16 protein-coding genes are annotated in these 15482 nt (G+C 43.4%); 15 read left to right on the top strand and 1 reads right to left on the bottom strand.

All coding sequences use genetic code 11. From position 1 onward, the window contains the following. The first annotated feature begins 32 nt into the window (after positions 1–32). From gnd to A5882_RS01425, 11 genes are all read left to right on the top strand, one after another. Positions 33–932 carry a phosphogluconate dehydrogenase (NAD(+)-dependent, decarboxylating) gene (gene gnd / locus A5882_RS01475; protein WP_008380568.1) on the top strand — a complete coding sequence of 300 codons (900 nt, stop codon included), beginning with the start codon at positions 33–35 and terminating at the stop codon, positions 930–932. A gap of 11 nt (positions 933–943) precedes the next feature. Beyond that, positions 944–1945: a D-isomer specific 2-hydroxyacid dehydrogenase family protein gene (locus A5882_RS01470; protein ID WP_016612775.1), complete on the top strand. Its 1002-nt coding sequence runs from the start codon at positions 944–946 to the stop codon at positions 1943–1945. A 15-nt stretch (positions 1946–1960) separates the two neighbouring features. Next, positions 1961–3064 (top strand): iron-containing alcohol dehydrogenase family protein, encoded by a 1104-nt coding sequence (locus A5882_RS01465; protein WP_034872125.1) that lies wholly within the window; start codon positions 1961–1963, stop codon positions 3062–3064. An 11-nt stretch (positions 3065–3075) separates the two neighbouring features. Continuing rightward, positions 3076–3909, top strand: a complete 834-nt coding sequence (locus A5882_RS01460; protein WP_008380575.1) for a PTS sugar transporter subunit IIC — start codon at positions 3076–3078, stop codon at positions 3907–3909. A 19-nt stretch (positions 3910–3928) separates the two neighbouring features. Beyond that, positions 3929–4786 carry a PTS system mannose/fructose/sorbose family transporter subunit IID gene (locus tag A5882_RS01455; protein WP_008380577.1) on the top strand — a complete coding sequence of 286 codons (858 nt, stop codon included), beginning with the start codon at positions 3929–3931 and terminating at the stop codon, positions 4784–4786. Positions 4787–4804: 18 nt separating this feature from the next. Further along, positions 4805–5311 carry a PTS sugar transporter subunit IIB gene (locus A5882_RS01450; RefSeq protein ID WP_005228434.1) on the top strand — a complete coding sequence of 169 codons (507 nt, stop codon included), beginning with the start codon at positions 4805–4807 and terminating at the stop codon, positions 5309–5311. Between the two features lie 102 nt (positions 5312–5413). Then, on the top strand, positions 5414–6289 hold the full coding sequence (locus tag A5882_RS01445) for a hypothetical protein (RefSeq protein ID WP_008380581.1): 876 nt from the start codon (positions 5414–5416) through the stop codon (positions 6287–6289). Between the two features lie 24 nt (positions 6290–6313). Continuing rightward, the gene (locus A5882_RS01440) at positions 6314–6769 is read left to right on the top strand and encodes a PTS sugar transporter subunit IIA (RefSeq protein ID WP_086372350.1); all 456 of its coding nucleotides are present in this window, start codon (positions 6314–6316) and stop codon (positions 6767–6769) included. A 20-nt stretch (positions 6770–6789) separates the two neighbouring features. Beyond that, a complete protein-coding gene (gene uxuA, locus A5882_RS01435) occupies positions 6790–7887 on the top strand; it encodes a mannonate dehydratase (RefSeq protein WP_086372349.1) in 1098 nt (365 codons plus the stop codon). Then, complete coding sequence (locus A5882_RS01430; protein ID WP_008380585.1) at positions 7884–8501, top strand: bifunctional 4-hydroxy-2-oxoglutarate aldolase/2-dehydro-3-deoxy-phosphogluconate aldolase; 618 nt, start codon at positions 7884–7886, stop codon at positions 8499–8501. The genes uxuA and A5882_RS01430 overlap by 4 nt, the downstream gene beginning before the upstream one ends. Before the next feature lie 96 nt (positions 8502–8597). Further along, complete coding sequence (locus tag A5882_RS01425; protein WP_008380587.1) at positions 8598–9320, top strand: HAD family phosphatase; 723 nt, start codon at positions 8598–8600, stop codon at positions 9318–9320. Positions 9321–9582: 262 nt separating this feature from the next. On the opposite strand, the gene A5882_RS01420 is transcribed toward A5882_RS01425, so the two are convergent. After that, the gene (locus tag A5882_RS01420) at positions 9583–10377 is read right to left on the bottom strand and encodes an AraC family transcriptional regulator (protein WP_008380589.1); all 795 of its coding nucleotides are present in this window, start codon (positions 10375–10377) and stop codon (positions 9583–9585) included. A gap of 266 nt (positions 10378–10643) precedes the next feature. Between A5882_RS01420 and A5882_RS01415 the strand changes: the two genes are divergently transcribed. From A5882_RS01415 to A5882_RS01400, 4 genes are all read left to right on the top strand, one after another. Next, positions 10644–12260: a glycoside hydrolase family 43 protein gene (locus A5882_RS01415; protein WP_008380592.1), complete on the top strand. Its 1617-nt coding sequence runs from the start codon at positions 10644–10646 to the stop codon at positions 12258–12260. Then, entirely contained in the window at positions 12257–13582 is a 1326-nt protein-coding gene (locus A5882_RS01410; protein WP_086372348.1) for an ABC transporter substrate-binding protein, read from the top strand. Before A5882_RS01415 ends, A5882_RS01410 begins: the two co-directional genes overlap by 4 nt. 126 nt (positions 13583–13708) lie before the next feature. Next, positions 13709–14620 (top strand): carbohydrate ABC transporter permease, encoded by a 912-nt coding sequence (locus tag A5882_RS01405; protein WP_016612771.1) that lies wholly within the window; start codon positions 13709–13711, stop codon positions 14618–14620. Continuing rightward, positions 14621–15454 carry a carbohydrate ABC transporter permease gene (locus tag A5882_RS01400; protein ID WP_005228444.1) on the top strand — a complete coding sequence of 278 codons (834 nt, stop codon included), beginning with the start codon at positions 14621–14623 and terminating at the stop codon, positions 15452–15454. Positions 15455–15482: the final 28 nt, after the last annotated feature.

Genomic DNA, 15482 nt, shown 5'->3' with positions numbered 1-15482 from the left:
GTATAATGGAAGTATGAAATGGAGGCGCTATCATGGAGGTAGGAATTATCGGACTTGGAAAAATGGGATTGAACTTAGCCCTCAATTTAAAAGATCAAGGTTATCAAGTAAAAGGGCTGGATCTTTCGGTACATGCGCAGAAAACAGCGCAAGAAGCTGGAATCACACTCTATCAAACGCTAGCTGATTTGACGAATTCCTTTAGCGGCCGACGGATTTTATGGTTGATGCTTCCTGCGGGAACGGTGACTGAGGGGGTTCTTGAAGAACTATGGACCCTTGTATCAGCGAAAGATATCGTGATTGAAGGCGGAAATTCTAATTACAAAGATTCGATTCGCCGAGCAGCCTGGTTTAAAGAAAAAGAGGTGCATTACTTTGATTGTGGGACTTCTGGTGGGGTTTCCGGAGCTAGAAAAGATGCATGTTTGATGATTGGCGGGAATGAGATCGCTTTTTTAGAGGTGGAATCTTTGTTTGCAGATGTGGCTGTTTTAGGAGGCTACCTTTACGCAGGGGAATCAGGAAGCGGTCATTTTCTAAAGATGGTCCATAACGGTATCGAATATGGAATGATGCAAGCGATCGGTGAAGGCTTTCAATTGATTGAACAAAGTGCCTATAACTTTGATTTGGCTTCCGTCGCGGAGGTATGGAATCATGGATCGGTTATTCGCAGCTGGCTGATGGAAATCGCAGCGGCCCAATTTAATGAGAGCCCTAAGTTGGAGGAATATCGCGGGGTTGTTGCAGCTTCTGGTGAAGCTAGGTGGACAGTGGAAACGGCTTTGGAGATGAATGTTGCTGTACCGACGATCGCTATGAGTTTGTTTATGAGAAATTTGTCCCAAGAAGAAGACAGTTTCTCAGCAAAAGTCGTCTCTGCGCTAAGGAATGGTTTTGGTGGTCATGAGATTGTTGCAAAAGAGTAAGGAGGAAGAATATGGAACAGTTTAAGATCGCTATAGTGAATTCCAGCAGCTTTGGAAAAATCTTTCCGCAACATATCGAGCGGTTGAAAGCAATCGGAACTGTCAGTCCTTTCACGTTCGATAGCGAAATCAACGGGAAAGAATTGGCAGAAAAGCTTAAGGGATACAACATCATTATAGCAAGTGTTACCCCATTTTTTACCAAAGAATTTTTTGAGTACAAAGATGAATTGCTACTGATCACACGCCACGGGATCGGCTATAACAATATTGATTTAGAAGCAGCGAAGGACCACCAAACGATTGTTTCGATCATTCCAGCTTTGGTCGAGCGTGATGCAGTAGCAGAAAATAATGTGACCAATCTATTGGCGCTTCTGCGCTGTACAGTTGAATCGAATACAAAAGTCCGCGAAGATCAATGGGAAAAACGAGCGAACTTTGTCGGACGCGCACTATTTAACAAGACAGTAGGCGTGATTGGTGTCGGCAATACTGGAAGTTGTGTAGTAGAAATATTGAGAAATGGTTTCCGCTGCGAGATTTTGGCATACGATCCATATAAGTCCGCTTTGCATATTCAAAGCTATGGCGGAAAAAAAGTCGATCTAGACGAGCTGCTAGCAAAATCAGATATTATTTGTCTATGTGCTAACTTGACGGAGGAAAATTATCATATGATTTCCTTTGAAGAAATTTCAAAAATGAAAGATCAAGTGTATCTCTCCAATAGTGCCCGTGGCGCACTTTTGAATGAAGAGGCAATTGTAAGCGGATTAAAAAGTGGGAAAATCGCTGGTCTTGCCACCGATGTCTTAGAGGAAGAGCCTGGTCATAAAGATCATCCGTATTTAGCTTTTGAAAATATAGTTATGACACCGCATACATCAGCTTATACTATGGAATGCTTAGAAGAGATGGGAAACAAATGTGTAACGGATATTGAACGAATCGTTAAGGGACTGCTGCCAGACCGTGCTGTTCAAGCGGAAAGTCGGTTTTTGGCTGTATAAAGGAGAGTGAAGCTCGTGCTAACGGATTTAAAAGTAAAGGTTGGACCGCAAGTTTATCGTTACCATGAAGGCGCGATCGACTATGTGCCGGAAGTATTAAAAGAGTACAAAGTAAAACGACTGCTGCTCGTACATGGAACGGTTTCATGGGAAAAAGCGAAACCAAAATTACCCTTTTTAGAAGATGCGCATTTGGAAATTTTTTATCATCGCTACACAGGAGAATGTAGCTATTATGGCGCTGGACTGATTGCTGATCTTGTTGAAGAACTGGCGATCGATTTTATTCTGGGGGTTGGTGGCGGGAAGTTAGCCGACTTAGTGGGATATGCAGCACATGTAGTCAATCGACCCTTTGGACTGATCCCAACATTGGCCAGTAATTGTGCACCATGGACACCCTTGTCTGTCATGTATAAAGAGTCGGGAGAATCTGAAGGGAAGTCGGAACACTATTTAAGACAGGCTGCTTTTTTGATTACCGATCCGACGTTAGTGATCGATGCACCAGTCTCCTACTTTATCGCCGGTTTAGCAGATACGTTGGCAAAGTGGATTGAATCGGAAGCAATCTTAGCCCAACCACATTTGAAAAATGAGCCTTTCTTGCAAATGGCAGGCTATACAGCAAAATTATGCGAAACAGCTATTTTGACACAATCGAAACAAGCGATTGAAGATATGAAGCGGCAGGAAGTGACAGACGCCTTTTGTCATTTGTCGGAGATCGTTATTGCAGTTGCTGGAATGGTAGGCGGGCTAGGCGATAAATATGCCCGCAATGCAGCGGCGCATGCGATGCATGATGCCATCAGTAAATATCTTCCTGAGAGTCATCGTTTTCTTCACGGGGAAAAGGTTGCCTATGGGATGTTTTATCAATTAGCGCTTGAAGAAAAATGGACGGTCATCGATCAGTTGATCCCCTTTTATCAAGAATTGCACTTACCAATGAGTTTACATCAAATGGGTATTTTTCCTGAAGATGCACAAGTCATTGATCAGTTGGTGCAGTTCATAGATTCAAAAGAAAAAGTACACTTGATTCCAGTCTTAATCACCAAAGAACGCTTGAAAGAAGCTGTTCTTGATTTAGAAAACTATTTGAAAGAAGTTTAGGAGGAGGAAAAATGGATACATTAAGTGTTACACAAAGTTTACTGATTGCGCTATGGGTTGCAGCAGTCATGTCTCGTTGGCTCGGCGGAGGCGCCACACTGACTTTACGTTTTTCACCGTTGATGACGGGATTAGTTGTCGGACTGGTGATGGGAAATGTGCCTCAAGCCATGATCGTCACTGCCGCTTTACAAATGATTTACATGGGGGTATTTTCTCCCGGCGGATCCATGCCGGCGGAACCTTCGATTGCAGCGGCGATTGCCGTACCGGTAGCTTTGCTAGGAAATCTGCAACCAGAAGCAGCGATTGCTGTTGCCGTACCTGTTGGTTTGCTTGGGAGTTATTTATATCAGTTCCGTTTCTTTATCAATACCTTCTTAGGAAAATATACGGATAAAGCAGTGGAAGATCTTAATGACAAAGCAATGACTCGTTCAATAATTTTATACCCAACGCTGGCTTCATTTATTTTATTTGTTCCGCTGGTATTTATTGCACTTTATTTAGGCGCTCCACTGATTGCTGATGTCATCAATGCTCTTGAGGGGACAGTCGTTATCCATATTTTAGAAGTAGTCGGCGGCGGATTGGCAGCGATCGGGATTGCAACTACCGTCTATGTGATCGGTCGAAAAGATTATATGGTCTTTTTCTTCTTGGCCTATTTCATGAGTGTAGTTTTCAGTTCGCTGGAAATTACCATGGTCACCTATGCGATTTTTGGTATTTTGATCGCGTTGATTTTTGTTCAGTCACAAAAAGGAAAATTGGCCCCAGCCCCAGAAACGAATACAGCATCACCATCCTTTGATGATGACGATGACTATGATGACGGGTTCTAATCGATAAGGAGGAGCAGTAATGACCGAAATAATTCAAAAAGCGCAAGGCGCACCGGAAGAAATCACGAAGAAAGATGTCACAAAAGCATACCTAAGATGGCATTTCGCCAATGAGATCCCGCATTCGTTTGAACGGTATTTATCACCATCGCTTTTATACGCCATGATGCCGATTTTGCGCAAACTTTACAAAGACGATGAGGCACTGAAAGCTGCCTACAAACGCCAACTGTTGTTTTTCAATACCCAGCTAAGTTGGGGTGGCGGTGTTATTACTGGGCTGATGTCATCAATGGAACAACAGCGAGCCGAGGAAGAGCATGAGAAAAAAGAGATCTTGATGCAGGATGATCTAATGTACAACACGAAAGCTGGTTTGATGGGTGCTTTAGCAGGAATCGGGGATGCCATCGACTCAGGAACCGTTCAATATATCTTTATTGCGATTGCCGTCCCTTGGGCACAGCAAGGAAGTCCGCTAGGTGCGTTGTTTCCGTTCATTTGCTTTGCACTGTATCAAGTTTCTCTAGGAATGTTTTTTGCCCGCCAAGCGTTCTCAATGGGACGCAACGCAACTGGCTTGATGCAGAGTACAGGTGTTCAAACTGCCATTGAAACACTGTCGGTTCTCGGTTTGTTTATGATGGGGGTTCTGGCTGGAAACTATGTCAAAGTCAGTTCTTCGCTGCAGTTTGATATTTCTGGACGAGAATTTATTATCCAAGATATCCTTGATCAGATTGTACCAGGGATCTTGCCGTTAGCAGTTGTAATGGGCGTCTACTGGTTCTATACAAAGAAAGGATTAAAAGTCACGCAAGCATTGCTATGGCTGACTTTGATTCTGATTATTTTAGCCGGTGTCGGTATTTTATAAGAAAAGGAAGTGTCAACAATGGGTGTAGTAAATTTAGCACGAGTAGATGAACGATTGATCCATGGGCAGGTCATGATGACCTTGTCGCAAAAAAGCGGAGTCAACTCGATCTTTGTAGTGGATGAGGTAGTAGCTAAGGATAAGTTCATGCGGGAATTATACAAAAATGCCGGTAGCCGCACAGGGCAAAAAACGATCGTCGTTACACCAGAAAAAGCCAAATTTTACTGGGATGAATACAACTTCAAAGATTACAACTGTATTTTGATCGCTAAAACCGTCAGTGTGATGTACGACTTAGTCAAACACGGCGTGCCAATGAAAGAATTGAACATAGGCGGTATCGCCCAAAAAGATCCCGAGAAAGATCTCTTGGTAACAAAATCTGTTTATTTAAATCAAGCTGATGCGCAAAAACTCAAAGAAATGAACGAAGCGTACGGTGTGGAATCAATCTATTTTCAAGCAACACCTTCTGCACCGAAATCAACCCTTAAAGATGTGTTGAAGCAGTTCAATTTGTAATCATTGAGCGCGTTCGTCATCTGTTGAAGAGGAAGGCGGAGGGTCTTATAAAAATAGAGTTCCTCCTTCCTTGTCAGTAATTTGTGAATAGGAGAATCCGCCATGAATCAAACAGAAGCATTTCGTGATTGGCTTTTTCGTTATCGATATGTCTATCGGTCGCGATCAACGGATAAAAGCAAACAAAGATTTTTGAAGGCACTCATCGCGGATATCATTCCATTTCGCAAAGACCTTCAGGTGATCGAGTATGATCACACGAAAAAAAACGCCTCACGCAATTTGTATGTTGGTGATCTGACCAAAGCAAAACGGATCATCTGCACATATTATGATACACCGCCAGAGCATTTCGGCGATTACCATTTTTTTGATCGGCAGGAGCAAGGCCGTAAAACAAATCAATTTATTCTGACTGCTTCAGCAGTGATGATTCTTTTAGGGTTGTTAGGTACCTGGCTTTATATCCACTTTGCCTCAGGGAGATTTCCCTTATTGTCTTGGCAAACAGCGCTTTTTGCTTCAGGGGTCGGTATTTATTTTCTGCTATTAAATCGCGTAAGCCGCGGGGCAGGATTTCAGCAAAATCTAACCCGCAATACCTCCTCTATCTTAGCGCTGCTGTCCCTAATCAGTCAAAACAGTCAAACAACGACGGCCTTCGCATTTCTTGATGAAGGAAGTTACGGAGAACGCGGGTTGGAAGTGTTACGTGATTCAGTAAGGCCGAATGCGAAGATTTATTATTTAGATTCTATTGGTGCCGATGCTCCGATTCGAGCTATCGGCAAGCAATTCAATGAAGGGCAACTCCAGCAGTTGTCAATCGAACACAGTAGTGAAGCAATGGGCAGCATCAACTATCTGTTTTGTGCAGAAAAGCAACAGGATCAGACGTATGTGTTGCCTAAAAAACAATTAAAGCAAAAAGAGCTGAATAGTAGGAATATGCAAAAAGTCCTTGCGTTATTTGGTTAGGAAGCGAAAAAGGAGGAACAACATTTGTTAGGAATCGTATTGGCAACTCACGGACAGCTGAGTACTGGTTTTAAAGATGCCGCAGAGGTGATCATGGGCAGTGTCGAAAATATTGCGGTCGTTAATTTGAACCACGGAGAGGATATTCAACTTCTGGGAAACAAAATCCATAAAGCAATCCATGAAACAGATCAAGGGGACGGTGTCGTGGTGTTTGCTGATCTATTGAGTGCCAGTCCCTACAATCAGTCGGTTGTAACGATCAATCAATTAGATGAACCACTTCAGGAAAAGACGTATGTGATCGGCGGAGTGAATCTACCGATGGTATTAGAAGCAATCAATCATCAATTTTTGGCGACACCGATTGAACAGGCGGTGGCAGCAGTGATCCAGCAAGGAGAAAACAGTGTAGCGATTTGGCACAATTCTTCAGCAGGTGATAGTAGCGAAGAAACTGATGAGGACGATGATTTTTAAAAACGAAAGGGTGACAGCAAATGCAATGGGGGTTTCGATGGTACGGGGAAGGGGATACGATCCCGTTAACGAATATTCGACAAATTCCAGGAATGCACGGCATTGTAGGAACACTTCTGAATAAAATGCCCGGAGATGTCTGGGAGATTTCCGAAATCAACGCACTAAAAGCATCAATTGAAAAAGAGCATCTTTCGCTATTAGGGATTGAGAGTGTCGCGATCCACGATGCGATCAAAGCTGGAACAGAGGAACGGGATCACTACATCGATCAATATATTCAAACGATTCGGAATTTAGCAGCTTGTGATGTACATATGATCTGCTATAGCTTCAAACCGATCTTCGGCTGGGCAAAAACAAACCTATTTTATCAAAACGAGGATGGCAGCTTCTCCTTGCTCTATGATCAAGCCGTTGTGGATGATATGGAACCTAGTGAGATGTATACGCTAATCCATAGCCAATCAAAAGGCTTTAAATTGCCAGGCTGGGAAGAAGAACGACTGAAAAAGTTCCAGCGTTTGATGGCAACTTATGAAGGGGTCACTCAAGAGATCCTCTTTGATAACTTAAGCTATTTCTTAAAGCGGATCATTCCTGTGTGTGAAGAAGTAGATGTGAAAATGGCGATCCATCCGGACGATCCACCTTGGGAAATTTTTGGTTTGCCACGGATCACCAAAAATTTAGAGGACTTGAAAAAAATCATGACCATCGTGGATTCGCCTTATAATGGGGTGACGTTGTGCACCGGTTCGTTAGGTGCCGATCCAGAAAACGACATGGTGGAGATCGTTCATGGCTTAAAAGGCCGCATCAACTTTGTTCATTTTCGCAATGTGTTGTTTATGGGGGAACGCAAATTTAAAGAATCTGCCCATCTTTCCACTGAAGGATCGTTAGATATGTATGCCATTATGAAAGCCTTGGTTGAGGTCGGTTTTGATGGTGTCATCCGTCCTGATCACGGGCGGACGATCTGGGGGGAAGTGGCGATGCCAGGCTATGGTCTGTATGATCGCGCGATTGGTATCAGTTATCTTCAAGGGCTTCATGAAGCCGTCTTGAAAGAGCAAATGCAATCGAGGGGAACGAAGGGAGGAGAGAGTGTATGACACTCTATGAACAATTGGCAAAAACAAGGGTGTTGCCCCTTTACACGGCAACAGACCTTACCTATTTGCCAGTAGTAGAATCACTGCTGATTGAGCATGAACTGTATTTTATTGAAGTGACCTTCCGCAGTGCCCTTGCTTTAGAAGCGATTGAAAAACTCTCTCAATCGGGCAAATTGATCGTAGGCGCAGGCACGGTCCGCACCTTAGAACAAGCAAAAGCAGCAGTTGAGAAAGGGGCGCGCTTTATTGTTTCCCCTGCTCTTGTACCTGATGTGGTGGAATTTTGTCTTGCCGAAAACATTCCAGTGTTTCCAGGGACAGCTACCCCAAATGACATTCAACGGGCAACGGATTATGGCTTATCAGTTGTGAAATTTTTCCCTGCGGATATCTACGGGGGCTTACCGGCAATCAAAGCCCTCAGCGGTCCGTTTTACGATATTCGATTTGTCCCAACTGGTGGGATCACTCTCGAAAATGTTCAAGACTATTTATCTGATCCGCAAGTATTAGCGGTTGGCGGCTCCTTCATTCTGTCAGAAGCGCTAGTAAAAGAAGGGCGGGAAAAGGCTGACAGCCATTTGGCGCATGTAAAATCATTGCTAAGTTGAGCAGTCAGCTGTAAATAAACAAGATGAAGCAATGGGTGCCAAAGGATTTTGGTACCATTGCTTTTTTATTCGCAGAAAAGCAAAGGAGGCCATAGGATGGAGAAGATAAAACTGGTGATTTTTGATATGGACGGTTTGATGTTTGAAACAGGTCGGTTAGTTTACCGCGCCTATTTAAGAGCCGCGGAGGAGTATGATTTTGAAGTTTGCCAAGATGTTTATTATTACCTGACTGGCAGAACGGAAGCAGATATTCGTAAAGGGATGCAGGAACTTTATGGCAGTACGGTACCAACGGATCGGTGGCGAGAAGCGATGAATCGTCAGAAAGAAGTGATTTTAGCTGAAGAAAAGCGGGTGTTCAAAAAGCCCGGCCTTCTTGAACTATTGGAAGCATTAAAAAAACAAGATTGCTTGATAGCCGTGGCGTCCTCTTCGTCGAAAGAAAAAATCAAGGCGTATTTTGAAATGGAACAGATGCCAGATTGGTTTGATACGGTGGTTTCTGGGGATCAAGTGCGAAAGGGCAAACCTGATCCAGAAATCTTTCTGACAGCATGCCAACAATTAGGCGTAAAGCCTGAAGCAGCCTTGGTATTAGAAGATTCTCTAGCCGGCATAAGAGCCGCAAAACAAGCCAAGATCCCAGCTTTTCTGATTGCGGATGATTTGAGTATTTTGCCAGTCAAGAAAAATGGGAAGTATCCTTTGCTTAAACAGCCAAAACTTGAGCAAGAAGTAGCTGCACAGGTGAAAACTTTTTCTGATCTGACGGAAGTCAGAGACTGGCTAGTCGTGAATCATTTTTCTTGGCCTTGATCGATGTTCCAAGAAGCTTCGATAAAGCAAACGGCATTAAGCAAGAACATACGGTGCTATAAATCAGGCATAGCGTTGCGGAATCGGTAAAACAACAAAGGTTCATTTTGGCAATTGGTCTTTTCCTGCTCATTTCTCTATGAAGAAGGGGAGAGTTAGAATGTTTTTCACTACTTTCTGGGAACGTGGCAAAAGGCTGACTAGAAAAACGAGTAAGATTGTAGCAGCTCACTTTATAGGTAAGTGAAGCTGCTTTTTTGCGCTATTCCTTCAGCAACGAAAAATGAGCATTGTGTGTTAAGCGGTATTCTTTCGGAGTCAGTGAGGTCAAAGCTTTGAAATTTCGATTGAAGGTTCGCACATTTTGAAAGCCAGCCTGTTCTGCTACTTCCGTAATCGGCAAGAGACTATGAGTCAGCAAAAAAGAGGCATGGCGAATTCTTGCTTGATTCAAAAGCCGAGGAAAGGTGCTTTTCAATTTCTCAGTGATCATTCTGGAAACGTAGACGCTACTATAACCGATACTGCTGCTTAGTTTTTCGAGCGTCAGCTCTTCTTTGAAGTGTGACTCGATATAGGCAAGCAGCTGGATCAGGATATCCTCTTGGTTTTTGGCTGGTAGTAAAGTCGTTTGGTGCTCAAAAAGGTAAAGGACTTGATACAGTGCCGATTTTCGTAAATAGAGGGAATCCGTTTCAAATAAAGGATAATACAGCTGATTTGCGACAGACGAATCAATGGTGATAACGGGATCTGACAAAGCGAAATCTTTGGTTTTGGCATAAAAATCTGGAATAAACTCCGGCGAAAAAACCAGAATATGCAGTTGTGATTCCTTAGGGGTTTCGATGGCATGGGTCTGGTAAGGCATGACTAATAACACTTGGCCAGTTGTAAGGACATAGGGACTTTCTTCGATTTTGACAACCGCTTCGCCGTCACTACAAAAAAGCAATTCAAAGGAACGATGAAAATGTTCCATGTAATTAAGCGAGTAGGGATGGTAACTGGAAACGCCTAGGTATTCGCCGAAATGGTATTCTTCTAAAATAGTCACGCGATCTATCCTCCATTTTTTGTCTATCGATGTGTGGAAATCGTCCTGTGAATGATAGCGATTTCATTCTATAATTATGACAGTTCAGCTGAAGAAAGTAAATAGAACAATGATTAGTGAATATTTTTAAAATGAGCTGCAGCAGCAAGTTTCTTTTTTTTGTTAGGTATATTAGTAAAGAAAACTTACTAACTGGATGAAGCTCATTCCTACTGACACTCAGTTGAATCACAAAATGCCAAAAAGGGAAAGAGGAGGAAATTTTTTTGATTACCAATCCGATACTAACAGGCTTTCATCCAGACCCGAGTATTTGTCGTGCAGGAGAAGATTATTACATTGCTACGTCGACCTTTGAATGGTTTCCAGGTGTGCGCATCTTCCATTCGAAGGATTTGAAGAACTGGCGCTTGATCAGTACACCAGTCAATCGTGTCAGTCAGTTGAATATGCTGGGAAACCCAGATTCTGGGGGTGTTTGGGCGCCAAACTTAAGTTACAGTGATGGTCGTTTTTGGTTGATTTATTCAGATGTCAAAACACAATCTAATAGTTGGAAAGATGTGAACAATTATTTGATCACCTGTGAGACCATTGATGGGGATTGGTCAGAACCAATCTATATGAATTCTTCTGGTTTCGATCCCTCGTTATTTCATGACGACGACGGCAAAAAATATTTTTTGAACATGGTTTGGGATTATCGTCCGACAAACCATTCCTTTTATGGGATCGCTCTCCAAGAGTTTGATTGGCAAGCCAAGAAATTGGTGGGGCAGCCCAAAATCATCTTCAAAGGAACAGAGCGCAAATTGACGGAAGCACCGGTTATGTATAAAGTGAACGGCTATTATTATTTATTGACGGCAGAAGGCGGCACCAAGTTTGAACATGCAAGTACCATCGCTCGTGGGACGCACATCGAAGGGCCTTATGAAGTTCATCCTCAAAACCCTCTGATCAGTTCCTGGGGACAGCCAGAGATCCTGCTACAAAAAGCTGGCCATGGTTCATTTGTGAAAACGCAGACCGATGAATGGTATTTTGTTCACTTAACAGGGCGAGCGCTGAAGTATCCAGAAACGCCCCTCTTAGAAAATCGCGGCTATTGCCCGCTCGGACGAGAAACAGCGATCCAGTCTGTTTATTGGGAAAATGATTGGCCGTATATCACAGGCGGAAACTTTCCAAAAGAGGAAGTCCCACAGCCACAGCTGCCCGAACATCCGTGGGAAACAGAATCAGGCTTTGATGATTTTGAAGAGGCGTCGTTGGCACCAGTGTTTCAAACCTTGCGGATTCCTTTTTCTGAGGAAATCGGTAGTTTGACCGCACGACCAGGGTACTTGCGCTTGTATGGGCGAGAGTCGTTCAATTCCTTGTTCCATCAAGCACTGGTGGCAAGAAGATGGAGCGATTTTCGTTTCGAAGCAACGACTGCCGTCGAATTTTCACCGAACTCGTTTCTACAGTTAGCAGGCATGACGAATTACTACAATACACAAAACTGGTCGGCGATCTACATCACTCATGATGAGACGAAAGGCAGAATCATCACTGTATTGACAAGCGAAAAGGGCCAACTGAAGAGTCAAAAAGCACCAGAAGTTGTGATACCAGCCGATGTACAAACAGTCTACTTCAAAACGATCGTTAATTATGCCCACTATCAATACGCGTACTCGTTTGATCAAAAAGAGTGGCAGGTCATCGATCAGCTATTTGACAGCTTGCAATTGTCTGACGACTATGTAGCAGAACATTACGGTGGGTTCTTTACAGGGGCTTTTGTAGGGATGTTTGCGATTGATACGACCGGCAATCGTTTGGCGGCTGATTTTGATTCATTTGACTATCAAAAAATCGAGGAGGAAGAAAGATGAAAAATTGGAAACGGGTCTTACAAACAGTGTCATTGGCGGGCTTAGCAGCTTTTATGCTTAGTGGCTGCGGGAATGGTTCTGGAAACAGCAGCTCAGATAATAGCGCAACGGGAAGTAGTGGCAAGGATGAACTCGTGGTTTGGACCTTTACTTCAGAATTATCAACGATGATCAATGATTACTATTTGCCGGCGCATGACGACTTGGCCTATGACATTCGGATCGTGGAGATTCCTTCTGACCAATTCGAGACCAAGCTCGATCCGATTCTCGGTTCCAAAGATGCACCAGATGTGATTGCTTTAGAATCTGCCTTTGTCAAAAAATATGTGGAATCAGGCATGATGGCAGACCTTGGTTCACTGGGGCTTGATGAAGCCTCAGCAGATACGTATCAATATGTCAAAGACGTAGGGACTTCAAAAGACGGGGTTCTTCATGCCTTGGCTTGGCAAGCTGCTCCTGGCGGGTTTTATTACCGGGAATCGATGGCAGAAGAGCTGCTAGGAATCGATGATCCAGCGGCTGCGCAAGCGGCCTTGTCAGACTATGACAAGTTCTATGAGCAAGCCAAAGCAGTCAAAGAAAAAAGTGGTGGAACCACCTATATGATCTCTAGTGTCCAAGATTTGGCGAAGCCTTTTTATGGTCAACGCGAACATGGCTGGGTTGAAGACGGCAAATTAGTGATCGACGACAGTTTGTATGACTTGTTGGATGTATCACGAAAATTTGTAGAAGAAGGCCTGACACAAGATACAGAAGGACAGTCAGAAGCTTGGTTTGCTGGAATGAATGGCGACAATGTATTCGGTTATAGTTTGCCGACATGGGGGCTGCACTATTGGTTAAAACCAAATGCGACAGCTGCCGATAACTCCAGCTCAACAGAAGGCGACTGGCGCATGATCCAAGGACCTTCGTCGTGGTTCTGGGGCGGCACATGGATCGGTGCTACGGCAAATTCTGAGATGCAAGAAGAAGCTGCGCAATTGGTGGCTTACTTGACCACAGATCAAGCATTTTTAAAACAATGGGCCGAAGATACCGGTGATTTTGTATCAAATGAGCGAGTCGTTGAAGAAATTAAAGGCGAATATGAAGAGGAATTTTTAGGCGGTCAAAACCACTATGCAGAATTTGCCGATATGGTTCAAGACATCAACGCGAAAATTCTGACCGAGTATGACCAGACGATTGAAACCCTCTTTACGGATAGTTGTTTGACACCATATTCAAAAGGTGAAGTGGATCAGGAAACGGCGATCCAAAACTTTAAAGATGCGGTCGTCAATGCTTATCCAGATGTTCAAGTAGATTAGGTGTTGTTGAAACCGGCACCGAAGACGGGGTCGGTTTCAACCTTTTCTAGGTACTATGCGCTGCTTAAATGGCTTGTCTTTACAGGCAGAAGTTGGCAGTAGAAGAAAAAAATCAGGGGGATTACGATGCAGAATAAGAGAAGATTTGAACAGTATCATCGCTATGGGCTATTATTTATCACACCATTTTTTCTAGCATTCTTGGTTTTTCAGCTTTATCCAATTCTCTATACGATTTACCTAAGCTTTACGGATCTAAAAGGGTGGAATCCAGCTGCCAATCTTGTCGGACTGGATAACTATTTTGCGATTTTTCGCAACCCGTTATTTTTAAAATCGATCAGCAATACCTTTATTTTGTGGGGCGTAAACTTTGTCCCTCAAATTGGCTTGGCTCTGTTGCTGGCGGCATGGTTTACCAATATCAAGTTGCGTTTGCGGGGGAAAGGCTTCTTCAAAGTCGCTTTTTACTTACCCAACATCATTACTGCCGCTTCAGTAGCAATCTTATTTTTCGTTTTGTTCAGTTTTCCGTTAGGTCCGATCAACCTAGTCTTGCAGCATTTCGGTGTTTTGGACCAGCCCTATGACTTTTTCCGTAGTGAAACGGGCACTCGGCTGATCGTTTCCTTTATCCAATTTTGGATGTGGTATGGTCAGACAACGATCGTTTTGGTTTCGGGCATTTTGAGCATTGATGATGCTCTTTTTGAATCAGCAATGGTCGATGGAGCCAATGATGGTCAAATTTTCCGCAAGATCACGCTGCCTTTGTTAAAACCAATCTTGCTTTATACATTGGTGACGTCTTTGATTGGCGGCTTGCAAATGTTCGACATTCCTTTTTTGCTGACAAACGGCAATCCCAACAATAGTGTCTTAACGATCACGATGTTTATCTACAACCAAGCCTTTACCGGGAGTCGGAATTTCAACGTTGCCGCAACCGCGTCGGTGCTATTATTGGTACTTTCGATCGTATTAAGCACGTTATTGTTTCAATTTTTCAAAGAAAACAGCAAAGTGGGGCGAAAATAAATGGAAAATAGCTATCGAGCAAAACGATTGTTGATCTATGTCTTTTTGGTGTTGCTGACGATCTTAAGTATTCTGCCGTTTTGGGTCGTCTTAGTCAATGCGACCCGTTCAGCAGAACAGATCCAGCAAGGGCTGTCCTTGTGGCCTGGCGGTAATCTCCAATACAACTGGTCCGTCTTAATGGGCAGAGGCTTCAATGTTTTCAATGGATTTAAAAATAGTTTCTTGATTGCGGCTGGCGCTACCGTTCTCAATGTATATTTTTCGGCATTGACAGCTTATGGCGTGATCGCCTATGAGTTTCGTGGCAAGAAAGTCCTGTTTGCTGTCATTCTTGGGCTGATCATGATCCCTCAGCAAATTAGCATGATCGGTTTTTATCAATTTATGAATCGCTTAGGGCTCTTAAATAATTTTCTGCCATTGATTTTACCAGCGATCGCATCACCTGCTACCGTTTTTTTCTTAAAGCAATACTTAGAAACGATCTATCATCCTGATTTGGCAGATTCTGCTCGTTTGGACGGAGCCGGCGAAATCAAAATTTTCCATCGCATCATGTTGCCCTTGATGAAACCGGGCTTAGCCACCATGGCGATTTTCTCGTTCGTGACCTCGTGGAATAATTTCTTGATGCCCTTGATCTTGATCAACGATACGGAAAAGTATACGTTGCCGATGCTGGTCCAATTGCTGAAAACTGATGTTTACCGTACTGAATTTGGCAGTATGTATCTAGGGATCTCATTAAGTATTATTCCTTTATTGCTGATTTACCTGTTTCTATCGAAATACATCGTGGGCGGTGTGACGGCTGGCGGAATCAAAGGATAGCGAGACCTTTTTTCCCAAAAGAAAACGC

This window comes from Enterococcus sp. 4E1_DIV0656 (assembly GCF_002140695.1).
Taxonomy (GTDB): domain Bacteria; phylum Bacillota; class Bacilli; order Lactobacillales; family Enterococcaceae; genus Enterococcus_D; species Enterococcus_D entomosocium.
Note: the sequence above shows the minus strand (reverse complement) of the source record. Positions and strands in the feature narration are given on the sequence as shown.